The following is a 21,875-nucleotide window of genomic DNA, read 5'->3' as shown; positions in this document are numbered from 1 at the left end:
GACCTCAAGTCGACTTGAAGTAGCACGGTGTCATCTCCATCCGGGCGAGACAAGCACAGGAGACACCATGGACAGGGGCATCGACATCACGCACGGGACCGACAACGAGCAGGCGGCCCGCTGGAACGGGACCGCCGGCCGCGCATGGGTCGAGAGCCGGGCGGTGCTCGACGAGTTGTTCAGGCCTTTCGAGGACCTTCTCGTCGAGGCGGCCGTCGCCGAACGGGCGAACCGGGTGCTCGACGTCGGCTGCGGCACCGGCAGCACCACGCTGGCCGTCGCGCGGCGGCTCGGCGCGCGGGGGCGCTGCGTCGGCGTCGACCTCTCCGAGCCGATGATCACGGTCGCCCGGACACGCGCCGGGCAGGAGGGCGGAGAGGAGGGCACGCGGGCGGCCTCGTTCGTGCTCGCCGACGCGCAGGATCACGCGTTCGAGCCCGGCAGCTTCGACCTGGTGGTCTCGCGTTTCGGAGTCATGTTCTTCAACGACTCCGTCAAGGCCTTCACCAATCTGCGGCGTGCCGTGCGCGACGACGCCGGGCTCAGGTTCATCACCTGGCGCGGCCCCGCGGAGAATCCGTTCATGACGACGGCCGAACGCGCCGCGGCACCGTTCCTGCCGGACCTGCCCGCCCGCCGTTCCGACGAGCCCGGCCAGTTCGCCTTCGCGGATCCCGACAGGGTGCGCCGCGTCCTGGAGGAGAGCGGCTGGACCGGGGTCGACATCCAGCCGCTCGACGTCGACTGCACCCTGCCCGAGAGCGAACTCGTCCCCTACTTCACCCGGCTCGGACCGCTCGGCCTGGTCCTGCGCGAGGCGGACGAGCGGACCCGTACGGACCTCGTCGAAACGGTCCGCGCCGCGTTCGACCCGTACGTCCGGGGTGCCGAGGTCCGTTTCACCGCGGCCTGCTGGACGGTCGGCGCGCGGGCGTAGGCCACCGCTCCCACCCGGACGCCCGGCCTCCGGACGGGCAGACGGGATCCGCGACGGCGTCCCGCGATCAGGCGTCCTGCGCGACGACGGGCGGCGCGCAGATGTCGCGTTCGGCGGTCCAGGTGACGTGTGGAGGGACGACCCGTGCGCACAGGGGGCCGCCCTGGGGGTCGGTCAGGCCCAGACGTGCCACCAGTACGCCCTCACGGGCGGCCTCCGCGAGTACGTCCGTAGGGACCATGTCGAGCATGAGCTTGGCGCGCCGGAACATCGAAAAGACACCCTCCTCGTCGACCGTGCCCCAGGACAGGTAGACGAAGCGGCGGCCCAGGCGGTCCTGCACGTAGGGGCCCTGCACGTCGGTGCCGGTCGGCGTCGGCGTCGCCGTGCACTCCAGGGTCCAGGTCGCCGACTCCGCGTCCCCGGGGTGGGGGTCGAGCACTTCGCCCGGCCTGCTCCGGCGCTGTACGGCCACGGAGATCTCGCGGGGCTCTTCCGGGCCGTTGCGGCTGATGGGGACGGGGTGGGTGCGGCCGGGGAGGTCTACGGCTTCGATACGGATGCGCAGGGCGGTCATGGGGTCATCATGCCGCCGTGGGCGGCGGCATGTGGCCCCGGGCCTGCGGCGGCGTGCGGCCTGCGGCCCGCCGGGCGAGTTGGGGTGTGTGTCCAGCTGCGGGTTCGTCGGGGCTGGGCGCGCAGTTCCCCGCGCCCCTTTCGGGGCACCCCGTCATGTACGGGGGATCGCCACGTACTGGTAGTCCAGGAATTCGTCGATGCCCACCCTGCCGCCCTCCCTGCCCAGGCCGGACTGCTTGACTCCGCCGAAGGGGGCCGCCGGGTTGGAGACCAGGCCGGTGTTGAGGCCGACCATGCCGACCTCCAGGCGTTCGCTGACGCGGAGGGCGCGGTCCAGGCCCTCGGTGAAGACGTAACCGACCAGCCCCCAGGGGGTGTCGTTGGCGCGGCGGACCACCTCGTCCTCGTCGTCGAAGGTGAGGATCGCGGCGACCGGGCCGAAGATCTCCGCGTCCATCAGACGGCTGCCGGGGTCGACGTCCGCGAGCACGGTCGGCGGATAGAAGCACCCCGGTCCCGCGGGCGTACGGCCGCCGACGAGCACCCGGGCGCCGCGTTCCACCGCGTCCGCGACCAGGTCCTCCACCTTGGCGCGGCCCTTCGCGTCGATCAGCGGGCCCACGTCGACTCCCTCGCGCGTGCCCGGGCCCACGACGAGCGCCCCCATCCGCCGGGCGAGCCGCTCACCGAACTCCTCGGCCACCGACCGGTGCACGAAGAAGCGGTTGGCGGCGGTGCACGCCTCCCCCATGTTGCGCATCTTGGCGGTCATCGCGCCGTCCACGGCCTTGTCGAGGTCCGCGTCGCCGAAGACGATGAAGGGCGCGTTGCCGCCCAGCTCCATCGAGGTGCGTACGACAGCGTCCGCGCACTGCGCCAGCAGCAGCCGTCCCACCTGCGTGGAGCCGGTGAACGACAGTTTGCGGATGCGTCCGCCGCGCAGCAGCGGCTCGCAGACCTCGCCGGCGCGCGAGGTGGTGACGACGTTCAGGACGCCGTCCGGCAGCCCGGCCTCCTGGAGGATCGCGGCCAGCGCGAGGCTGGACAGCGGTGTCTGCGGAGCCGGTTTGAGCACCATCGTGCAGCCCGCAGCGATCGCCGGGCCGATCTTGCGGGCGCCCATGGCCAGCGGGAAGTTCCACGGGGTGATCAGCAGACAGGGGCCGACGGGGCGGCGGGAGAGCAGCATGCGGTGCCGCCCGTCGGGCAGCGTGCCGTGGCCGCCGTCGACGCGTACGGCCTCCTCGGAGAACCACCGGAGGAATTCGGCGGCGTACGCCACCTCTCCCCTGGCCTCGGTGAGCGGCTTGCCCATCTCGGAGGTCATCAGGTGGGCGAGTTCGTCGGTCCGTTCGAGGACGAGTTCGTGTGCGCGGCGCAGGATCTCGCTGCGGGCCCTGGGTGCGGTACGGGCCCAGGCCTCCTGGGCCCGTACGGCGGCGTCCTCCGCGAGCCTGGCCTCCTTGAGGCCTCCGTCGGCGACATGGCAGAGGATCTCACCGGTCGCGGGGTCGTCGACGGGCAGGGTGGCGCCGTCCGCGGCATCCACCCAGGCGCCGCCGATGAACAACCGGGTCGGGGTGTCGGTCGGGGTGTCGGTCATGGTGTCGCTCCTGAGTCGATCGATCGGCGGCGGGGCGGGCGTGCGGCTGTACACGAGCCGGAGGCACGGGCCGGGGCCGGTCCTTCAGCGGCGGCGGTCTAGGCCGGTGATGTACCGGCCTCCACCGCCGCCGCCCACGCCTCAAGGCCCGCGTCCACCGCCGTCTCGTCGATCACCAGCGCCGGGATCATGCGGACGACCTGGTTCCAGGCGCCGCACAGCAGCAGGAGCAGGCCCTCGTCGACGGCGGCCCGCTGGACGCGGGAGGCGGTCCCGGGGTCGGGGCCGCCGTCCGCGTCGACGAACTCGCTGCCCAGCATCAGCCCGAGGCCGCGCACGTCCCCGATGGCGGGCGTCCGGTCGGCCACCGCAGCCAGGCCCCGGCGCAGGCGTGCCCCCATCGCCTCGGCGTTCTCGACCAGCTTCTCGTCGCGTACGACGTCGAGGGTCGCGCAGGCCGCGGCGCACGCCACCGCGTTGGCGCCGTAGGTGCCGCCCTGCGAGCCGGGCCATGCCTTGGCCATCAGTTCCTCGGAGGCGGCGATGCCGGACAGCGGGAATCCGCTGGCCAGCCCCTTGGCGGTGACCAGGATGTCGGGGGTGACACCGAAGTGGTCGTGTCCCCAGAACCGGCCGGTGCGGCCCACCCCCGTCTGCACCTCGTCCAGGATCAGCAGGAAGCCGTGCCGGTCGGCGCGTTCCCGCAGCCCTTCCATGAAGGCGCGGGTCGCGGGGACGTAACCGCCCTCGCCGAGCACCGGTTCGACGATGACGGCGGCCGTGTCGGCGGGCGAGGAGATCGTCTGGAGCGTGTAGTCGAGCTCTTGGAGGGCGAAGCGGGTGGCGGTCTCCTCGTCCCAGCCGTACCGGTAGGCCGTCGGGAACGGGGTGACGACCACGCCGCTCATCAGCGGGGAGAACCCGGAGCGGAAACGGGTGCCGGACGTCGTCATGGCGGCGGCGGCCACGGTCCTGCCGTGGAATCCGCCGTGGCAGACCAGCACGTTCGGGCGGCCGGTGGCCTGCCGGGCCAGCCGCAGCGCGGCCTCCACCGCCTCGCTCCCGGAGTTGGTGAAGAACAGGCTGTCGAGGCCGGCGGGCAGCACCTCGCCGAGTCTGTCGGCGAGCCGGCGCAGCGGCTCGTGCATGACCGTCGTGTACTGGCCGTGGATCAGTGTGCCCACCTGCTCCTGGGCGGCTTCGACGACCCTCGGGTGGCAGTGTCCGGTGCTGGTGACACCGATGCCCGCGGTGAAGTCGAGATAGCGGCGGCCGTCCTCACCGAAGAGGTGGACGCCCTCTCCCCGGACGGCCACCACGGGAGTGGCCTGGCGAAGGTGCGGCGACAGTGCGGTCATGTGCGTCTCCCGGCCGTGCGTCGTCGTCTGCTCCGGAAGGGCGAGCATCTCGACCGGGGCGGCAGGCGGCAATGCGTGAACTGTCCGGCACGGCGGCGGGGTTCGGACGTTGTGTCAACCGTGCGCAGGTCAGCCACGCTTGTCACAGGGTCCGGGCGGGCAGGCACGCACCATGAGCGAGTACGCCGAAACGCCCCGGACGTCGCTGGCCGAAGGGCCGCCGGGCACAGCTCCCGCGGGCCGCGCGCTCACCGTCGCCGACGTCCTGGCCCTGCCCGTCCTGGCCGCGGGCAGACCGGAGGTGGTCGCCGGGGCGACGCGCCTCGACCGGCCGGTCCGCTGGGTCCACATCACCGAACTCACCGACCCCGCCTCCTTCCTCAAGGGCGGCGAACTCGTCCTGACCACCGGTATGCCGCTGCCCGAGGACCCGGCGGGCGTACGCCGCTACGTCGACGAGCTGGCCGACGTCGGGGCCGCGGCCCTGGTCATCGAACTCGTACGGCGCTACCACCGCCCGCCCGGCCCGCTCATCCAGGCGTGCCGCGTCCGTGGCCTGCCGCTCGTCACCCTGGCCGAGGACGTCAACTTCCTTGAGGTGACCCAGGTCGTCCACACCCTCATCCTCGGCAGCCAGGCGGACGCCGTGCGCCGGACCCAGCGCATCCACGAGGCGTTCACCGCCCTGACGCTGCGCGGCGCCGGACCCGAGGACGTCGTCCGCGCGGCGGCGCAGATGAGTGGCCGCACGGTCGTCCTGGAGAACCTGGTGCATCAGGCGCTGCTCTGCGAGCCGTCCGGCAGCACGGTGGACGAGGCACTGACCGGCTGGGAGCAGCGCTCCAGGGCGACGCAGCATGAGCAGGCCCCCCGGACCGCCCGTCCGGAGGTGACCGGCCCCGAAGTGACCGGCTCGGAGGTGACCGGTCCGGAAGTGACCGGCCCGGAGGGCTGGCTCGTGGCCCCCGTGGAGTATCAGGGCGAACTCTGGGGACGCGTCGCCATGCTGCCGCCCCCGGCGCCGTCGGCGGTGTTCGGGCCGCAGGACGTCACCGTCCTGGAGCGGACGGCGATGGCCCTGACGATCGCCCGCCTCATCCACACCACGCCCTGGGAGCGCACAGCGCACCGGAGCGCCCTGCGCGACCTCGTCGAGCAGCGCCACCGCTCCCCCGCCGACGCCCGCGCGCGCCTCGCCGCGCTGGGCCTGCCCACCGAGGGCACCGTCTTCCTCGCGGTCCTGATGGACACCCGGGCGCCCGTCGACGGCACCGGTCTGGAGGCCCGTCTGTCCCAGGAGCTCCGGACGACGGGCACAGCCGCGCTGGTCGGCGTACTGGCGCCCGCGCGGCTGGGCATCCTGCTGGCCCTGCGCCCGTCCCAGCCGTGGCGGTCCGTCGTCGAGCAACTGGGCCGTACCGCGCTGGAGGTGGATCCGTGTGCCGTCGTGAGCGTCGGTTCCGAGGTCATGGACCTGGCCCGCACCGCCCGTTCCTTCCGTGAGGCGTCCCGCGTCGCGGAAGCCACCCGTCCGGGCCGGCCCCTCACCACGGGCAGGTCGTACAACGAACTGTCCGACATCGGACTGCGCCGCCTGCTGTACGCGCTGCGCGAGGACACCCGTGTCCAGGAGTACGCCGAACGGCAGCTCGGCCGGCTCATCGACCACGACGTCCGGCACGGCACCGAACTCCTGAGGACCCTGCGGCACTATCTGGACGCCGCGGGCAGCAAGACCGGTGCCGCCCGGCTCGGCGGGCTGTCCCGGGAGACCGTCTACCAGCGTCTGCGCACCATCGAGCGGCTGCTCGACTGCGATCTCGAATCCGGTGAGCGGCGTACCGGACTGCATGTGGCCCTCACGGCCCTCGACGTCCTGCGGGAGGGCGGAGCGGCGACCTGAGACCGGTCGCCGCTCCGCCGTCGAGCACGGCCGGGCTCTACAGGTGGCCGCGCAGGCGTGCGCGCAGCAGGTTGGGGTCGGTGGCCGTGGCGTAGGCGGCGCTGAGCACGTACACCTCCTTGCCGCGCAGCGCCACGGAGCTGGGGTTCTGGAGTCCGTCGGCGGTGTCCAGGACGGTGGTCCGGGTGCCGTCGGGCCGGATGCGCACGACCCTGTTGGTGGTGTTGAGCGTGGCCAGGACGTCGTCGCCGTGTCCGGTGAAGGCGAAGTCGTCGATTCCGACCAGGTCCGGGTCCGACGCCTTGATCTGCGGGGTGCCCGCGCGGTTTCCCGGGCGGATCGGGATACGCAGGAGCGTGCCCTTGTCGAGGTTGGTCACCCAGAGCGCGCCGTCGTGCACCTTCGCCCCGTTGACTCCGAGGAAGCCGGCCGGGGCGAGTTCGGGTGCGGCGGACCAGGCGGTGGGGGTGCCGCCGGTGACGGGGACGGTCCACACCGTGCCGAGCACCGAGTCGGTGATGTAGAGGTTCTTGCCGCGTTCGTCCAGGGCCAGTCCGTTGGGCAGTCCGTCCTCGGGCAGTGCGGCGATGCGCTGCGGGGCCTTCCCGGGGCGCAGCCGCCACAAGCCTGTCAGGTCGGCGGTTCCGGTCGCGTACAGCACGTACAGGGTGCCGTCCGGGGTGCGGGCGATGCCGGTGGCCAGCGGGAAGCCGAGGGCGGGGGTGTGGACTCCGCCGTCGGCGGGCGCGGGCAGGGTCGCCAGGACGCGGGTCGCGCCCCGGGGGCTCACCTCGGCCACCTGACGGCTCGCGGCGAAGGTGACGGCCGCGGTGCCGTCGGGCAACAGGGCTATGTTCTCCGGCAGTTGACCCGCGGACACGTCGAAGTGGGTGGCGATCCGTACGTCGGTCAGCGGTTCGCGGGTGGTACGGGTGGGGGTGGCGTCGGCCGGCAGGGCCGAGGCGAGGGTGGCGGCGGCCACCGCGACGGCGGCCATGAGTGTCTTGACACGCCGGTTCGACGTGGGACTCGACATGCGGTTCGGTGTGCGGTTCGTCATGGTTCCTTCTCTGGTTTCGGGCATGCGGCAGCCGCGGTGCGGCGCCGTGGTCGAGGGCGCCTCGGTGAGAGGGCGTGAGGGTGCGACCGCCCCGCGAAGAGCGCGGGTCAGGCGGTGCAGGTCAGCGGGTCAGTGGGTCAACAGGTCAGCCGGTCAGCGGGGTCGGCGGGTCAGGCCGTGCGGGACTCGGCGGCGTGGTCTGGCCGGTCCGCGTCCCGGGGTGCGGTGGCATGGGCGAGCAGCGCCAGGGCCGCCGCGGACGGGGAGCCGGGGTCGGCGGTGGCCACCACCAAGGACGGTCCGTCCCCCTGGGGGCTCTGCAGTGTCTGCTGGGTGACGGTCAGGGTCCCGACCAGCGGATGGCGCATCTCGTAGTCGGCGACATCGCAGGCGAGCACCCGGTGGTCGGCCCACATCGTGGCGAACTCCCGGCTGCGCATGGTCAGTTCACCGATCAGCGCGGCCAGCAGCGGGTCGTCCGGGTACCGTCCGGCCGTCAGCCGCAGATTGCCCACGACGGCCCTGGCCTTGGCGGGCCAGTCGGTGTACAGGTCCCGGGTGTGCGCGTCCAGGAACACCAGCCTGGCCATGTTCGGCCGACGCCCCGGACCGCCCGCGCTGCCGGGATCGTCCGGGCTGTCCGGATCGAGGTGCCCCGCGAACAGCCCGTGCCCCGGGCGGTTCCAGGCCAGGACGTCGCTGCGGCGCCCGATCACGACGGCGGGGGTGCCGTCGACGGCCGCCAGCAGGGCACTGGTCGCGGGAGTGATGCGTTCGGGACGCGGCCGTGCGCCGGGCCCGCGCCGCCTGGGCGCACTGGCCAGGGTGTGCAGATGGGCGCGCTCGGAGTCGTCCAGTCGCAGGGCGCTCGCCACGGCGTCCAGCACCTCGCGTGAGGCGTTGCGCGACTGGCCCTGTTCCAGGCGGGTGTAGTAGGGCGCGCTGATGCCGGCGAGCATCGCGAGTTCCTCCCGGCGCAGCCCCGGCACGCGGCGCCGCTCGCCGTAGGTCCGCAACCCCACGTCCTCGGGGCGCAGTTGGCTCCGGCGTGCCTGGAGGAACTCGGCGAGGTGCCCGTCGTGCTTGTTCATGACACCGAGTATGCGGACCGCCGCCGGTCGGCGCCTCACCCCGCCGGGGTAGGGATCGGCGGGGTCTGCCTGCAAGCCCGAGGGGCCTGTCTACAGGCCCGCGAGCACCCGGTCCGGGGTCAGGGGCAGTTCGCGGTGGCGGACGCCCGTGGCGTGGTGGACGGCGTTGCCGATGGCGGCGGCCGTGCCGACGACGCCGATCTCGCCGATGCCCTTGCTGCCCATCGGGTTGAGATGCGGGTCGTCCTCGTCGATCCAGTGCGCCTCGATGTCGGGCACGTCGGCATGGGCCGGGACGTGGTACGCGGCGAGGTCGCGCTCCACGAAGTCGCCGGACGCGGCGTCCATGGTGCTGCTCTCGGTCAGCGCCATGCCCAGGCCCATGGTCATGGCGCCGATGAACTGGGAGCGCGCGGTACGGGCGTTGAGGATGTGTCCGGCGGCATAGACGCCAAGGAGTCGGCGTACCCGGACCTCTCCGGTCACCGTGTCGACCGTGACCTCGGCGAAGTGCGCGCCGAAGGCGTGCCGGGAGTAGGGGCTGTCGGCGTCGGCGGTGCCCGCCGTGTCCGCAAGCGCCCGGAGCCCTTCGGACGGCAGGGGGCCGGTGTGCTCGGCGAGGCTCGACGCCAGCCGCGTACAGGCCTCGTGGACGGCCCAGCCCCAGGACGCCGTACCGGATGAGCCGCCGGCCAGTGGTGCGGACGGCAGGTCGCTGTTGCCGATGTCGGCGCGTACGCGGTCCAGGGGGACGCGGAGTGCGTCGGCGGCGACCTGGGCGAGGACGGTACGGGCGCCGGTGCCGATGTCGGTGGCGTTGATGCGGACGACGAAACCGCCGTCGGGAGTCGCGTGCGCCTCCGCCCGCGCCGGACTGGCCATCACCGGATAGGTCGCGGAGGCCACCCCCGTGCCGACGAGGAGCGGGCCCTCGGAACGGAACCGGGGACGGGGGTCGCGTGCCGCCCAGTCGAAGCGCCGCGCGCCCTCCCGCAGGCAGTCGACGAGGTGACGGCTGCTGAACGGTCTGCCGCTGTCGGGTTCGGTGTCCGGCTCGTTGGTGATGCGCAGTTCCACGGGGTCCAGGCCCGCTGCCAGGGCGAGTTCGTCCATGGCCGACTCCAGGGCGTACATGCCCGGTGCCTCGCCGGGTGCGCGCATCCAGGACGGGCTGGGCACGTCCAGCGGCACCACCCGGTGGGAGCTGAGCCGGTGGGGTGCCGCGTACATGATCCGGCTGGGTACGGCGGCCTGCTCCACGAACTCCTTGATGCGGGAGGTGTGGGTGGTGACCTCGTGGAGGGACGAGGTGAGGGTGCCGTCCGCGGTGGCGCCCAGGCGGAGCCGGTGCAGGGTGGGCGCCCGGTGACCGACGACGGCGGGCAGGAAACGCCGGGGCAGCGCGACGGTGACGGGGCGTCCGGTCTCCCGTGCCGCCATCACGGCGAGCACCACATGGGGCCGCGGGGTGCCCTTGGATCCGAACCCGCCGCCGACGTGTTCGCTGATGACGGTGACGTCGTCCTCGGACAGCTCGAACAGTGAGGCCAGGGTGGCGCGTACGGTCGTGGCGCCCTGGCTGGAGTCGTGCACGACGAGTCGGTCGCCGTCCCAGCGGGCGGTCGCCGCGTGCGGTTCCATGGGGTGGTTGTGCAGCGGCGGTACGCGGTAGCGGGAGTCGACGCGGACCTCGGCGGACGCGAACGCGCCCTCGGGGTCGCCCTGTTCGCGGCGTGCCGGGAAACCGCCGTTGGCCTTCTCGGGCGCGTAGGCCTCGGGATGGTCGTCGGTCAGGGTGACGTCGTGTTCCTCCACGTCGTACGCGACCCGGACCGCGGCGGCGCCCGCGCGGGCAGCCTCCAGGGTCTCGCCGACGACCAGGGCGACGAACCAGCCGTGGTGCGGCACGCGCGGGTCCTGCAGCACGGAGAGCGTGGGATCGTCGGCGGGGGCGAGCCGGGGCGCGTTCTCGTGGGTGAGGACGGAGAGGACCCCGGGCAGCGCCAGGGCGGCGTCCGCGTCGACGGTACGGACTGTCCCGCGGGCGATCCCGGCGACCACCGGCCAGGCGTGGGCCCTGCCGGGATCGGTCTGTTCGGCGGCGTAGCGGGCCCTGCCGGTGACCTTGTCCCGGCCCTCCCGGCGCTCGGCGGGCGCGCCCAGCGCGGTGCCGGTGTCGGCCATGACTGCTCCTTCTGCTGGGTTTCCGGTCAGGTGCTGGTGGTGGGCGGCGCGAGCCGTTGCAGGGCGTCCACCGCGAGATTGCGGGCCAGCCGGACCTTGTAGCCGTTGTCGCGCAGCGGCCGGGCGGCGGCGAGTTCGAGGTCCGCGGCCCGCTCGAACGCGGCCGTCGTCGGCGCCGCGCCCAGCAGTGCCTCCTCCGCGATCCTGGCCCGCCAGGGCCGGTGGGCCACTCCCCCGAAGGCGAGGCCGACCCGCCGGACGACACCGTCCTCCACGTCGAGCACCGCGGCGACAGAGGCGAGGGCGAAGGCGTACGAGGCCCGGTCGCGGGCCTTGCGGTACAGCGAGGGCAGCCCGGCCGTCGCACCCGGCAGGACCACACCGGTGATCAGCTCACCGGGGCGGATCATCGTGTCCTGTTCGGGACGGTCCCCGGGCAGCCGGTGGAACTCCGCCACAGGAACGGTCCGCGGCCCGTCGGCCCCGTGCAGTTCGACCACCGCGTCCAGGGCGGCCAGTGCCACGGCCATGTCCGACGGATGCGTGGCGATGCACTGCGGAGAGTGCCCGAGCACCGCGTGATCACGGTGTACGCCGTCCAGGGCGCCGCAACCGGAGCCGGGAACCCGCTTGTTGCAGGGCTTGTCGGTGTCCTGGAAGTACGGGCAGCGGGTGCGCTGGAGCAGATTGCCGCCGGTGGTGGCCGCGTTGCGCAGCTGCCCGGAGGCCCCGGCCAGGAGTGCCTGGGAGAGCGCCGGATAGCGGTCACGGACCGTGGGGTGGGCGGCGAGGTCGCTGTTGCGGACCGTGGCGCCGATCCGTACCGATCCGTCGGGCAGTTCGTCCACCGTGTCCAGGGGCAGCCTGCTGACGTCGACCAGCGTGGACGGTTCCTCCACGCCGAGTTTCATCAGGTCCACCAGGTTGGTGCCGCCGCCGAGATAGCGGGCGCCGGGGTGGGCCGCGTACAGCTCTGCGGCCTCCTCGACACTGCCGGCGCGTGCGTAGGCGAGGGGTTTCACCGGATCACGTCCTCGACGGCCCGCACGATGTTGGGGTAGGCGCCGCAGCGGCAGAGGTTGCCGCTGAGCCGCTCGCGGATCTCGTCGGGACCGAGTGGCATGGGCTCCCCGGACGGGGTGCCCGGGTCCGTCACGTGCGAGGGGTGGCCGGACTGGGCCTCCGCGATCGCGCCGACGGCGCTGCAGAGCTGTCCGGGTGTGCAGTAGCCGCACTGGAAGGCATCGCGGTCGATGAAGGCCCGCTGCAGGGGGTGCAGCTCGCCGTCCGCCGGCCGTTCTCCGCCCTCGACGCGGTCATCACCGTCGTTGTGGTCATCGCCGTCGACGTCGTCATCGGCGGCGAGTCCCTCCACCGTCATGATGTCGCAGCCGTCCTGGGCCACGGCGGGCAGCAGACAGCTGTTGACGCGGCGGCCGTCCACCAGGACCGTGCAGGCACCGCACTGGCCGTGGTCGCAGCCCTTCTTGGCACCGGTGAGGTGGAGCTGCTCGCGCAGCACGTCCAGCAGGACGGAACGGTGGTCGACGACGAGCGTGCGCGGTCTGCCGTTCACCCGCAGCGTCACCTCGGAGTGGTGGCGATCGGGTGACGAGGGGATGCGTTCCCCCCGACGGGCGGCGCCCGGGCTGTCCGGGCGGCCGGTCCCGTCGTCCGCGGCCGAGCCGTTCGTCGGGCTGCCGCTCAGGCTGTTGTCCGCACTGCTTCTCGGGCTGTTTCTCGGGCTGCCCATGCTGTTCATGACCTTCCGACGGCACTCCGGACCACGCAGCTCACGTGTCCAGGCTGCGGCCCGCCGGACCTCCCCGCACGTCGGAGCCGTACGGGGAGGCGTACGGGGGGGCGTGCGGGAGGGCGTGCGGGAGGGCGTGCGCAGGGGGCGTTCGGGCGGCCCAATCCCCGACCCTTGTCAGCCGCCGGCCGCGGCCGTGACCGTCGCCGGGTCCTCGCCGGTCAGCTCCACGATGCGGTGCGGTGCCACACCCGCGGCCAGCGCCCGTCCGATCAGCTCGTCCCGGCCGTCCGCGATGTCGCGATAGGACAGCAACTGCTCCTCGATCCGCGCGATCGCCTCCGGACCGGTCCGTCCGCGCACCCGGCTCAGTTCCTCGTCGCTCAGCGGCACCGGCAGCCGTTCCGCGCCCTCGGGGACGGAGTCCGTCTCCTCCGGCGGCAGCAGGCGCAGCTCCGGCGCGGTCGCCGTCGTTCCCTGGGCGTCCAGCCATGCTCGTACCGCGGGAGTCTCCATGCAGGCGAGGTCACCGACGGCGGCCGGGGGCACGCCGAGCCGCACGGCCGCGTCGTCGAGCAGGAACAGGTAGGCGTCGTCGGTCATCCTCGGCTCCTTCTCAACGGGGTTCGGTCGACTTCCCTCTACCCCGCCGCCTCCGGATTACCGCCGCTCTTCGGACCGGCCGGCCCGGCCGACGATCACCGGCTGGTTCACGGTCGCGGGGTCAGGGCCCCGAGCACCCACGGCATGCGCTGCCGGTCGGTGACGATCAGTACGGGTACACCTCCGTCCTCGCACTCCAGGACGCAGGTCCGGCCCCGGAGCCCGGGCGGCGAGGGGTCGGACCAGTACGGATGACGGACGCGCAGCGGGGTCAGGGTGCGCGGCACCGCCCGGCGGTGGGCCGCACCCGGGTGGCCCATGGTCGTCGCCAGGAGGCCGGCAGCGGCCAGCAGGTGGGTGCCGTGCTCGGCGTAGGGGACCTCGCCCACGATCCGGCCCGGGAAGTGCTGCTCCTCCGTGGGTACGGAGGGCGGCATGTCGACGGTGTCGTCACCTCGAGTGCGTCGGCGCAGGAACACGGCGGTCACCACGCAGACGGCGACCGCGACCACGGTGGCCTGTGCGACGAGAAGGAGCGCCGCTCCCATGTCGTCGGTGGCCCACGGGGCGAGCGCGCCGACGAGTGCCAGGCAGACGGCTGCCAGGAAGGGCAGGCCGATGTCCCACGGGTGCGCCCTCCTGGCCACCCGGGAGTGCAGTGCCATCCAGAACCAGCACCAGAGGAAGCCCGCGCCGTAGAAGCCGATGGCGAGGCCCGGGGTGGCGACGACCTTGTAGTCGTCGCGCGGGTCAGCGTGGGAGTACTTGCGCCCGGTGGCGAGGTCGACGTACCGGATCCGTCCCCGCCAGTAGGTGACCCGGACGTCCGCTCCGGGGGAGGCGACCGGGCGGTGCGAGGGATCGCCTCCGAGGGTGGCACGGCCCTCGGTGCCGTCCGCCTCCACGACGTACAGGCGGTACGAGGGTGTCTTACGGCCCTGTACGTGCTCGGTGTGGTCGATGCGTGCGCTCACGGTCCGCAGGCAGTCGTCGGAGGCGCCGCTGCCGGAGGGACTGTCGTCCGGGGCGCAGCGGGACGCGGTCTTGAAGGCGTGCCCCTCGCCGAGGGCCGCGGGTGTGCTGATCAGCAGCAGCCATGCCGCCGCCAGCGTGCACACGGCGGCGACGACCGCGGCACCGATCAGCTGCCCACGGTTCCTTGAACGCCGTACTACAGGCGGTACTTCAGCGGATATTTCGGTGCTCACGCGCGTCACCAGCACATTCTCATGGGGCGGGAGCCGGAAGAACATGAGTGAACTGGGCCCTGTGACGCGCCGGTTGTTGCCGGGATCCGGCAGGTGGGGCGTGAGGCGGGAGAAGTTGAAAGAACTACCGAAGAGACAAATGCGACTTCTATGAATACGTTTGGACATAACGGTCACTCGTACCTTCGAGAACCGAGAAGAACATGTCTCTCGCAAAGGGGATAGTGGTATGTCTTCGACCGAGTTTCTGACCGACGAGCTCACCGAGGTCCAGGGCCTGGACATCGAGGCGGCTCTCGACCCGACCGAGGCGGACGGCACCTTCCGCGACAGCCGCGAATGTGCGGCCCTCGCGCTGGCGGCCGGACAGGGCGCAGTGCTCCTGTCGCCTCCGACCCCGCGGCCGAAGAAGGGCTGACGGGACACTCACATGGAGCAGTCAGGCACTTCGACCCGCCTCGCGGGCGCGGTGCAGGGCCTCACGTCGGAACTGGTCTCCGCTCTTCGGAGCGGGGGCCCGTTCCGGTTGACCGGCAGCGTCCCGGGCGTCGGCACCCCCGAAGCCGCGGACGGCATCACCCTCGCCGCCCTGCGGGTGGTGGGGGCCGACGCCGCCCTGCCGAGCGTCCTGCGCCGCACGCCGTCCGAGCCCGACGACCTCGCCGTGTTCGGCAGGGCCGTGCGGGCCTACCCGCCTCCCCCGGACGCCTCCCCCACCTCGGTGTGGAGTCACTGGGCCATGGAGCGGACACTTCAGCGACTTGACGCGTCCCTCGGCTCCCCCGACGGCATGCCGGGCAGCGACGCGGAACTCGACGCCACCTGGCTCGACAACGCCTCGTGGCAGTCACTGACCCACCAACTCGCCGTGCTGGCCCCGCTCGCGGTCCCCGGCGAGGATTGCGCGGTGACCCGCGTGGCCCGTGGCCGCCCCGTCGACGTCGCCCGGGGATTCGTCCGGGCAGTGCGTCGCCGCGACTGGCTCCAGGCGGCGGGAGCGGGACGCTGGCTGGTCCTCCTCGACGATGTGCCGGACACCCTCGGGCTGGAGTCAGGGCTTGAGTTCGTGGCACAGATGGGCTGCGACGATCCACGCGTGGCACTGCAGGTCGAGGCGGCACGACTGCTGCGCGCCGGAGTACGGGTGTGACGGCGCGCGACGTCCGGGAACTGGGCGAGGCCGCGTTGGCCTGGGTGTCCGCCCACCGCGGCGCGTTCGAGCTCGGCGACGACGCACTCGCCGAGCACGGCCATGTGAACCGCACCTGGAAGCCCCTCGGCGAACTGGCGCAGGTGTGCGTCAGCGTCCGCCGGCACACCGAGCCCACCGACCCGCTGCACGTGGCAGCCGCCGACCTGCTGACCTTCGCCTGGCACCAGACCGGGCAGGGCTCTCTCTTCCTGGAACTGCAGCGGTTGGAACCCTTCGCCACGTATCCGCTGGAGATCTACGCGGCGTTCGCGTCGGCCGGGCTGCGCCACACCGGCTACGAAGAGGCCGTCGCGACGGTGGCCCGCACCCGTGGCTGGCAGCTCACGGAGCAGGAGCCCAACCGGCGCCTCAGCGTCCTCAACTCCCTCCGGCGCAGCGGCATCCCGCAACGGGACGACATGGGACGGGCGCTGTCGCGCACCTGGCTGGGCGGTCTGCCGGAGCCCTGGACGTTCGAACGGGCCGCCGGCTACACGCTCACCCATGTGGTCTTCCACCTCACCGACTGGGGCCTGACTCCGCGGAACGTTCCCCCGCGGATCGACGGCTATCTCCGGCTGTGGCTGCCGCCCTGGCTGGACACCTGTCTGGACGCCGAGCAGTGGGACCTCAGCTGTGAACTGCTGGCCGTGGCAGGCAGCCTGCCGGGCCCACCGGACCGGCCGATGCTTCGGGAGGCCTGGGCGAAGCTCGCACGAGCACAGGACGCGTCCGGCGCCGTCCCCGAAATCGGCACCGGAACGGATACAAGCACCAGCACTGACACCGGTTCCGGCTCCGGTTCCGGCTCCGGACGGGACGGTCTGCCGGCCGCGCACGATTTCATCCGCTGCTACCACTCGACCCTGATGACGGCCTTCGCCGCCGTGCTGACCACCCACCGTCTGCGCGCGAGCGCCGACGACGGCGTGGAGCCGGAGAAGGCACGTGCCTTCGAGCACGCGGCGCATCCGGGCCGGGGTGGGCGAGGAGTGTCGAGATGACCAGCACCCGCCTCATCCACACGGTCGGAACCGGCGCCCTGGAGTGGCTGCACGCCCACCGGGACGGATTCCGCCTGGAACAGGACGTCGACCCGGAGGTCGGCTTCCTCGAACGCTTCAAGCCGGTCGGCGAACTGGCCCTCATCTGCAAGGTGTTGTTCCGCGAAGGCGTGGCCGGCTCCCGACAGGCCCAGCTGGCACGGCAGTTGCTCGACCACGCGTGGCGCGACACGCTGGACGGCGGCCGGATGCTGGTCCGCGGCCAGCGCATCGAGCCCCTCTCCCCCATCCCGTTCGAGGTCTATCTCCCGTTCAAGGAACTGGGATACAGCCACCCCGGGATCGAAGAGGCCTTCCGCCTCAACCAGCGGTTGGAGAGCTTCGCCGCCTACGAGGTGCCGCCGGTGCGCCGCCTCGGCCTGTCCGCGTTCCAGCGCCGCTTCGGCCTGTCACCCCGGCCGCCGGAGTCCGAGGTCCTCAGCATGACGTGGCTCGGCCGCACCCCCGAACCCTGGACCGTCGAGGGACACATCGCGTACGACATCACCCACACCGTCTTCCACCTCACCGACTGGGGAGAGAACACGGCCGGACTGCCGCCCGCGCTCGCCGACTACCTCGCCACCTGGCTGCCGGTCTGGCTCGACGACTGGCTCGACCTGGAGCGCTGGGACCTCCTCGGCGAACTCCTCGTCGTCGACGCCTGTCTGCCGCGCCCCACCCTGGACGAGCGGGCCTGGGAAGGCTTCGCCGCCGCCCAGCAGCCCGACGGGGCGATGCCCGCCGTGCGCACCATGCCCGAGGGCGACCGCGAAGAGATCTTCGACCTCGTCTACCACCCGACGCTGGTGGCCGCGTTCGCCTCCGTACTGGCCACGTCCCGCGCGCTGACGCAGCTCGCCCACGCACCGGCATGACACCACGACGTGAGCCCTGGCCGGGCGTTCCCCTCGGCTTCACCGGCGAACCCCCGCCGGCCCGCCCCTCGACGCGGCCGCTCCCGGACGGCGGGACGGTACCGGAACTGCTCGACGACGCCGTCGCCGCCGTCGACGCGCCCGACGTCGTCTTCGCCCTCTCCCGGGACGGTCACCGCACGGTCCGCTGCGGAGGCACCGGGACGCCTCCGTCCGTTCCCCGCGACCGACTGCGCTACGAGATCGGTTCGGCCTCCAAGACGTTCACCGGGCTGCTCCTGGCCCAGCTGACCGAGTCGGGCACCCTGTCCGCGGGTGAACCGGCCGCCGTCTGCCTGGATCCGGCCCGCCCGGCGGGCCGGGACCCCGTCACTCTCGCGCACCTGGTCACCCACACCTCAGGACTGCCTGCCCTGCCCGCCGACTTCTTCCTGCGGGCCCTGCCCACCTGGCACACCAACCCGTACGCCGGCTATCCGGACCGGAGGGTGGTCGACGCCTTTCTGCGCCGTCGGCGGGACCGGCGGCCCGGCACCCGCTGGCACTACTCCAACTACGGTGTCGCCGTGCTCGGCCACGCCCTGAGCGCGGCGACCGCGACCCCCTGGGACGACCTGCTCGGCGGCCGGGTGCTGCGGCCTCTCGGGCTGAGCGGCACCACCCTTTGCCCCGGCGGGCCGGCCGAGGACGCCACCGGACACCGCGCCGACGGCACCACGCCCACACCCCCGTTGACCGTCGGCGGATTCCAGTCGGCCGGCGCCGTCCGGGCCACCCCGCCCGACCTGCTGACGTTCCTCGAAGCACACCTGGAACCGTCGGGCCCGGCTCCCGCCGACGCCACCCTGGCCGACGCGCTGCGGGCGGTACGCCGTCCGGTCCTCCGGCGCGGGTGGGGGCACCGGCATGTGCACACGGTCGCCTGGTTCCAGCACCCCACCGGCCACGGCCCCATGTACTTCCACTCGGGGGCCACACTCGGTCAGCAGGCCTTCCTGGGCTTCAGGCCGGACATCGGAACGGCCCTGGCCGCCGTGTGCACCCGCCGCTTCAGGACCCGAGACACCTTCGTGGCGACGGCGTACGGGCTGCTGGCCGGGATGTGAGACCCGGCCGCATCCCTCTCGCGTCGGGCTCGCCGGGCACAGGCCGCACCGGGCGCACACGAAGGCGCGAGGGCCGTGTCCGGAGACAGGCACCCCGCGCCGACGTGACGCCGCGTCGCCGCGGCCGAGTGACCGTCAGAGGCGCTGCCACAGGGCCGGCGTGAGGCGGGGCTGCCACGCTCCCTGCGCCTGGTGCGTCTGCAGACACTGGTACGAGACACCGTCGTAGGTCACGCGGGTCCCGGTCTCGTACACCCGGCCCGTGGTCCAGCCGACCGTCCGGCCGTCCGCCGGGGCGGGCGTGCCGCTCTGGCCGGGGACGGTCTTGAGCGTCAGACCGTACGTGGTGAGCAGCGGGTTGATGGGCTGGTGGAACGTGATGCCGCCGGACTTGCAGTCGCCGCTGCCTCCGGAGGTGACGCCCTGGGCCTGGGTGCCGGACATGTAGGAGCCACCGGAGTCACCCGGTTCCGCGCACACGGTCGTACGGGTCACTCCGTTGATGTCGCCCTCGGCGTAGCTCACGGTGGTGTCGTGCTGCTCGATCGTGCCGCAGTGCCAGCCGGTGGTCGAGCCGGATCGGCAGATCGCCGCACCCACCAGCGCCTGTACGGAGCCGGCGACCTGCACGTTCGTGTCACCCTCGCCCTTGACGGCGGGTGTGGCGGTCCACTCGCTGTTGACGCTCACCCAGGACATGTCCTGCCCGGGGAAGACCGAGGCCTCGAAGGTGCCCTGGGCGACCTTGTTGAAGCCGGTGGTCTTGGCGCCCGCCTTCCCGCAGTGCCCTGCGCTGGCGAATCCCTGCTGCTCCCCCTTGGTCACGGAGAAGCCCACCGAGCAGCGGGCCTTGTCGTCGATGTAGTACGCGTCGCCGCCCCGGACGTCGTGCAGGGCGCGCGGCCGGTCCGCCGACACCTTGACCTCCACGAGCCGCCGGTCGATGCCGGCCGCCGCGACGAGTTTGTCGGCGGCGGCGCGGCTCGTCGCCTGCACGGTCACGAGGTTGGTCCGTACGTCGACGTACCGGACGGGCGTGTCGAGGGACTTACCCGCCGCGGCGGCGTCCAGCTTCGACTTGGCGGTGTTCAGGTCCTTCAGCGCGTTCTTGACGACCTTCGCCTGCGCCCCGTCGGCCTTGATGGCGGCGACACCGGCGGCGTCGGTCGTGGCGACGGTCAGTCCTGCGGAGGTCGTGCCGTGCACCCAGGCGCCCGCGAAGTGCTTGCCCAGTACGTTCTGGAGCCGGCCGGCGCGGGTGCCCGCCTCGGCCTCGTTCACCAGCCGCGCCTTGGCCTGTGGGCCCGTCAGCCGCAGGTCGCGCTGCATCGCGCGCAGCACGACGGCCGAGGGCCGGTCGGCGCCGAGCGTCTGCGCGGAGGACGGCGCCGGCGCGGGCGGCTCGGCGGCCGCGGCTGCGGGCAGCGCGGTGAGCGCGACTGCGCCGAACACGGTCAGGGCGGTCCGGGCGGCTCGGCCGGCGTGTCTGGGGACCATCGGGTGACTCCTCGTTCTCGGGTATCTAGACCTTGCCGACATGGACTCAGAAAATGTTCGGATTCGGATGGTTCGGCACTTCGGACGACGTGAAGGACCCGCCCGGCGGAGTACCGGATGCCGGGGAGCACCCTGTCCGGGTACTGATGTCCTGCGACCGTCCGCGATCGTTCGCGGGAAGGGCGGCGGTAGGGCGGACGGCGCTCGTCAGACGGCCTTGAGGCCCGGATCGCCCGCCTCGGTCACGAAGGACGCGGCTGTGGTGATCGGTGCGCCGGGTGTCGTCACGGCGGAGACGGTCCGGTAGTCGGCCCGGGCCTTCGTAGTGTCCAGGGCGACCCGCACATAACCGCGCCGCCCGTTGTAGAACTTCAAGTGCGGGTTGGCCTTGAGGTAGGTGTCCCAGTTGCCGGGCCTGTCCGCGCCGTTCTTGCCGCTGGTGACCGAGGTGGCGACGATCTCCGTGGCCAGTGTCTTCGACGCCGGGTCGTCGAAGTCCTCCTTGATGTCGAAGGCGTACCCGACGTGCACGTCCCCCGTCATGACGACCAGGTTGTCGACTCCGGCGGAGTCCGCGCCGTCGAGGACGCGTCGGCGCGAGGCACGGTAGCCGTCCCAGGCGTCCATGGACGTCCGCGCCTCGGCGCCGACATCGAATCTGCGCTGCGAGAAGCACACCTGTTGCGCCATGACGTTCCACAGGTTCTGCGAGGCACGCCAGCCGTCGATCAGCCACTTCTCCTGCGCCGCCCCCGTGATGGAGCGTTCCGGGTCGTCCGTCTCGGGACCGGGGGCGTGCAGCGTGTCCCCGTACGCCTGGTCGGAGCGGTACTGGCGGGTGTCGAGGACGTCGAACTGGGCGAGGGTGCCCCACTGGAGCCGGCGGTAGAGCTGGGCGTCCGGGCCGTTGGGCAGTTGGGCGTTGCGCAGGGGCTGGTTCTCCCAGTGCGCCCGGTAGGCCGCCGCGCGCCGCAGCAGGAACTCCTGCGGCGGGTCGTTGTTCTCGCTGATCGCGCCCGCGTAGTTGTTCTCGGTCTCGTGGTCGTCCCAGGTGACGACGAAGGGATGCGCCGCGTGCGCCGCCTGCAGATCCGGATCGCTCTTGTAGAGGGCGTAGCGCAGCCGGTAGTCGTCGAGGGTCTTGGTCTCGCGGTTGTAGAGGTCGGGCAGTTTCCGGTCCTTGTAGTCGCGCGCGCCGCCCACGGAGTCGACGGCGTACTCGTAGAGGTAGTCCCCCAGGTGGAAGACCACGTCGACGTCGTCCTGGGCGAGATGGCGGTGCACGGTGAAGTACCCGTCGTGGTACGCCTGGCAGGCCACGGCCGCGTAGGTGAGCTTCGCGACGGCGGCCGCGGTGGCGGGCGCCGTACGGGTCCGGCCGGTATCGCTGATCCAGGTCCCGGTCCTGAACCGGTAGTAGTAGACCCGGCCGGCTTCGAGGCCCTCGACCTCCACGTGCAGGCTGTGGTTGTACTCGGGGAAGGCGACGGCGGTGCCCCTGCGGACCGTCAGGGCGAAGAACTCGTCGGTGGACACCTCCCACTCGACGGCCACGTACTGCCCGGGCAGCCCGCCGCCCGGTTCGTACGGGGCGGGCGCGAGGCGGGTCCACAGCAGCACGGAGCTGGGCAGCGGGTCTCCCGAGGCGACGCCGAGCGTGAACGGATCGGTGGGGATCCTCGCCGCGTCCAGTTCCCCGGTGCCTGCCACGCCCCGGGCCGGCAGCTGGGTGCCGAAGGCGAGGGCGGCGGCTGCGGCGGTCACCGTGAGGAACCGGCGGCGCCCGAAATGCCCTGCGGCGGCGCGCAGTTCGGGGTCGTGTCGTGCCGAGGTGTCCTGCGTCAGCGCTCTGTGACGGCCTGCCGGGGCCATGGAGGCCT

General features: G+C 72.6%; 19 protein-coding genes. 7 read left to right on the top strand and 12 right to left on the bottom strand.

Translation table 11 applies throughout. The features are described from left to right. Positions 1-67: 67 nt before the first annotated feature. Positions 68-937 (top strand): class I SAM-dependent methyltransferase, encoded by an 870-nt coding sequence (locus tag ACZ60E_RS01100; protein WP_469436759.1) that lies wholly within the window; start codon positions 68-70, stop codon positions 935-937. Positions 938-1,004: 67 nt separating this feature from the next. On the opposite strand, the gene ACZ60E_RS01095 is transcribed toward ACZ60E_RS01100, so the two are convergent. The 3 genes from ACZ60E_RS01095 to ACZ60E_RS01085 all read right to left on the bottom strand — a co-directional run bounded on the left by ACZ60E_RS01095 (position 1,005) and on the right by ACZ60E_RS01085 (position 4,477). Then, the gene (locus ACZ60E_RS01095) at positions 1,005-1,514 is read right to left on the bottom strand and encodes a DUF5990 family protein (RefSeq protein ID WP_469436757.1); all 510 of its coding nucleotides are present in this window, start codon (positions 1,512-1,514) and stop codon (positions 1,005-1,007) included. Between the two features lie 153 nt (positions 1,515-1,667). Next, positions 1,668-3,119: an NAD-dependent succinate-semialdehyde dehydrogenase gene (locus ACZ60E_RS01090; RefSeq protein ID WP_469436755.1), complete on the bottom strand. Its 1,452-nt coding sequence runs from the start codon at positions 3,117-3,119 to the stop codon at positions 1,668-1,670. Positions 3,120-3,217: 98 nt separating this feature from the next. Next, positions 3,218-4,477: an aspartate aminotransferase family protein gene (locus tag ACZ60E_RS01085; RefSeq protein ID WP_469436753.1), complete on the bottom strand. Its 1,260-nt coding sequence runs from the start codon at positions 4,475-4,477 to the stop codon at positions 3,218-3,220. Between the two features lie 172 nt (positions 4,478-4,649). Between ACZ60E_RS01085 and ACZ60E_RS01080 the strand changes: the two genes are divergently transcribed. Beyond that, positions 4,650-6,380, top strand: coding sequence for a PucR family transcriptional regulator (locus tag ACZ60E_RS01080; protein ID WP_469436750.1), 1,731 nt, complete (start codon positions 4,650-4,652; stop codon positions 6,378-6,380). 37 nt (positions 6,381-6,417) lie between these two features. Here ACZ60E_RS01080 and ACZ60E_RS01075 read toward each other — a convergent pair whose 3' ends face one another. The 7 genes from ACZ60E_RS01075 to ACZ60E_RS01045 all read right to left on the bottom strand — a co-directional run bounded on the left by ACZ60E_RS01075 (position 6,418) and on the right by ACZ60E_RS01045 (position 14,279). Further along, positions 6,418-7,416 (bottom strand): SMP-30/gluconolactonase/LRE family protein, encoded by a 999-nt coding sequence (locus ACZ60E_RS01075; protein ID WP_469438282.1) that lies wholly within the window; start codon positions 7,414-7,416, stop codon positions 6,418-6,420. Positions 7,417-7,610: 194 nt separating this feature from the next. After that, the gene (locus ACZ60E_RS01070) at positions 7,611-8,531 is read right to left on the bottom strand and encodes a helix-turn-helix domain-containing protein (protein ID WP_469436747.1); all 921 of its coding nucleotides are present in this window, start codon (positions 8,529-8,531) and stop codon (positions 7,611-7,613) included. Positions 8,532-8,621: 90 nt separating this feature from the next. Then, on the bottom strand, positions 8,622-10,715 hold the full coding sequence (locus tag ACZ60E_RS01065; RefSeq protein ID WP_469436745.1) for a xanthine dehydrogenase family protein molybdopterin-binding subunit: 2,094 nt from the start codon (positions 10,713-10,715) through the stop codon (positions 8,622-8,624). 26 nt (positions 10,716-10,741) lie between these two features. After that, a complete protein-coding gene (locus ACZ60E_RS01060) occupies positions 10,742-11,737 on the bottom strand; it encodes an FAD binding domain-containing protein (RefSeq protein ID WP_469436743.1) in 996 nt (331 codons plus the stop codon). Continuing rightward, on the bottom strand, positions 11,734-12,468 hold the full coding sequence (locus ACZ60E_RS01055; RefSeq protein ID WP_469436740.1) for a (2Fe-2S)-binding protein: 735 nt from the start codon (positions 12,466-12,468) through the stop codon (positions 11,734-11,736). The genes ACZ60E_RS01060 and ACZ60E_RS01055 overlap by 4 nt, the downstream gene beginning before the upstream one ends. A gap of 177 nt (positions 12,469-12,645) precedes the next feature. Then, positions 12,646-13,071 carry a DUF6003 family protein gene (locus ACZ60E_RS01050; protein WP_384802697.1) on the bottom strand — a complete coding sequence of 142 codons (426 nt, stop codon included), beginning with the start codon at positions 13,069-13,071 and terminating at the stop codon, positions 12,646-12,648. A gap of 107 nt (positions 13,072-13,178) precedes the next feature. Continuing rightward, the gene (locus ACZ60E_RS01045; RefSeq protein ID WP_469436736.1) at positions 13,179-14,279 is read right to left on the bottom strand and encodes a hypothetical protein; all 1,101 of its coding nucleotides are present in this window, start codon (positions 14,277-14,279) and stop codon (positions 13,179-13,181) included. Positions 14,280-14,508: 229 nt separating this feature from the next. On the opposite strand from ACZ60E_RS01045, the gene ACZ60E_RS01040 reads away from it, so the two are divergent. From ACZ60E_RS01040 to ACZ60E_RS01020, 5 genes are read left to right on the top strand one after another with little or no spacing between them, the layout of a single operon-like run. Beyond that, the gene (locus ACZ60E_RS01040; protein ID WP_384802703.1) at positions 14,509-14,697 is read left to right on the top strand and encodes a hypothetical protein; all 189 of its coding nucleotides are present in this window, start codon (positions 14,509-14,511) and stop codon (positions 14,695-14,697) included. Positions 14,698-14,709: 12 nt separating this feature from the next. Further along, complete coding sequence (locus tag ACZ60E_RS01035; RefSeq protein ID WP_469436733.1) at positions 14,710-15,429, top strand: hypothetical protein; 720 nt, start codon at positions 14,710-14,712, stop codon at positions 15,427-15,429. Then, a complete protein-coding gene (locus ACZ60E_RS01030; protein WP_469436730.1) occupies positions 15,426-16,475 on the top strand; it encodes a DUF6895 family protein in 1,050 nt (349 codons plus the stop codon). Before ACZ60E_RS01035 ends, ACZ60E_RS01030 begins: the two co-directional genes overlap by 4 nt. After that, positions 16,472-17,392: a DUF6895 family protein gene (locus tag ACZ60E_RS01025; protein WP_469436728.1), complete on the top strand. Its 921-nt coding sequence runs from the start codon at positions 16,472-16,474 to the stop codon at positions 17,390-17,392. The genes ACZ60E_RS01030 and ACZ60E_RS01025 overlap by 4 nt, the downstream gene beginning before the upstream one ends. Beyond that, a complete protein-coding gene (locus ACZ60E_RS01020) occupies positions 17,389-18,498 on the top strand; it encodes a serine hydrolase domain-containing protein (protein ID WP_469436725.1) in 1,110 nt (369 codons plus the stop codon). Before ACZ60E_RS01025 ends, ACZ60E_RS01020 begins: the two co-directional genes overlap by 4 nt. 135 nt (positions 18,499-18,633) lie before the next feature. On the opposite strand, the gene ACZ60E_RS01015 is transcribed toward ACZ60E_RS01020, so the two are convergent. After that, a complete protein-coding gene (locus ACZ60E_RS01015) occupies positions 18,634-19,995 on the bottom strand; it encodes a carbohydrate-binding protein (RefSeq protein WP_469436722.1) in 1,362 nt (453 codons plus the stop codon). Positions 19,996-20,202: 207 nt separating this feature from the next. Next, positions 20,203-21,867, bottom strand: a complete 1,665-nt coding sequence (locus ACZ60E_RS01010) for an alkaline phosphatase D family protein (RefSeq protein WP_469436721.1) — start codon at positions 21,865-21,867, stop codon at positions 20,203-20,205. Positions 21,868-21,875: the final 8 nt, after the last annotated feature.

It is taken from the genome of Streptomyces sp. NPDC102514, assembly GCF_055584525.1.
The sequence above is the reverse complement of the archived record's forward strand: the minus strand, read 5'-3'. Positions and strand labels throughout refer to the sequence as shown.

Excerpts from the sequence above, each read along its gene's own strand:
- ACZ60E_RS01040 (WP_384802703.1), top strand. The coding sequence starts at position 14,509 with ATGTCTTCGACCGAGTTTCTGACCGACGAGCTCACCGAGGTCCAGGGC.
- ACZ60E_RS01020 (WP_469436725.1), top strand. The coding sequence starts at position 17,389 with ATGACACCACGACGTGAGCCCTGGCCGGGCGTTCCCCTCGGCTTCACC.
- ACZ60E_RS01065 (WP_469436745.1), bottom strand. The coding sequence starts at position 10,715 with ATGGCCGACACCGGCACCGCGCTGGGCGCGCCCGCCGAGCGCCGGGAG.
- ACZ60E_RS01095 (WP_469436757.1), bottom strand. The coding sequence starts at position 1,514 with ATGACCGCCCTGCGCATCCGTATCGAAGCCGTAGACCTCCCCGGCCGC.
- ACZ60E_RS01070 (WP_469436747.1), bottom strand. The coding sequence starts at position 8,531 with ATGAACAAGCACGACGGGCACCTCGCCGAGTTCCTCCAGGCACGCCGG.
- ACZ60E_RS01080 (WP_469436750.1), top strand. The coding sequence starts at position 4,650 with ATGAGCGAGTACGCCGAAACGCCCCGGACGTCGCTGGCCGAAGGGCCG.
- ACZ60E_RS01050 (WP_384802697.1), bottom strand. The coding sequence starts at position 13,071 with ATGACCGACGACGCCTACCTGTTCCTGCTCGACGACGCGGCCGTGCGG.
- ACZ60E_RS01015 (WP_469436722.1), bottom strand. The coding sequence starts at position 19,995 with ATGGTCCCCAGACACGCCGGCCGAGCCGCCCGGACCGCCCTGACCGTG.
- ACZ60E_RS01035 (WP_469436733.1), top strand. The coding sequence starts at position 14,710 with ATGGAGCAGTCAGGCACTTCGACCCGCCTCGCGGGCGCGGTGCAGGGC.
- ACZ60E_RS01025 (WP_469436728.1), top strand. The coding sequence starts at position 16,472 with ATGACCAGCACCCGCCTCATCCACACGGTCGGAACCGGCGCCCTGGAG.
- ACZ60E_RS01085 (WP_469436753.1), bottom strand. The coding sequence starts at position 4,477 with ATGACCGCACTGTCGCCGCACCTTCGCCAGGCCACTCCCGTGGTGGCC.
- ACZ60E_RS01075 (WP_469438282.1), bottom strand. The coding sequence starts at position 7,416 with ATGTCGAGTCCCACGTCGAACCGGCGTGTCAAGACACTCATGGCCGCC.
- ACZ60E_RS01055 (WP_469436740.1), bottom strand. The coding sequence starts at position 12,468 with ATGGGCAGCCCGAGAAACAGCCCGAGAAGCAGTGCGGACAACAGCCTG.
- ACZ60E_RS01090 (WP_469436755.1), bottom strand. The coding sequence starts at position 3,119 with ATGACCGACACCCCGACCGACACCCCGACCCGGTTGTTCATCGGCGGC.
- ACZ60E_RS01010 (WP_469436721.1), bottom strand. The coding sequence starts at position 21,867 with ATGGCCCCGGCAGGCCGTCACAGAGCGCTGACGCAGGACACCTCGGCA.
- ACZ60E_RS01100 (WP_469436759.1), top strand. The coding sequence starts at position 68 with ATGGACAGGGGCATCGACATCACGCACGGGACCGACAACGAGCAGGCG.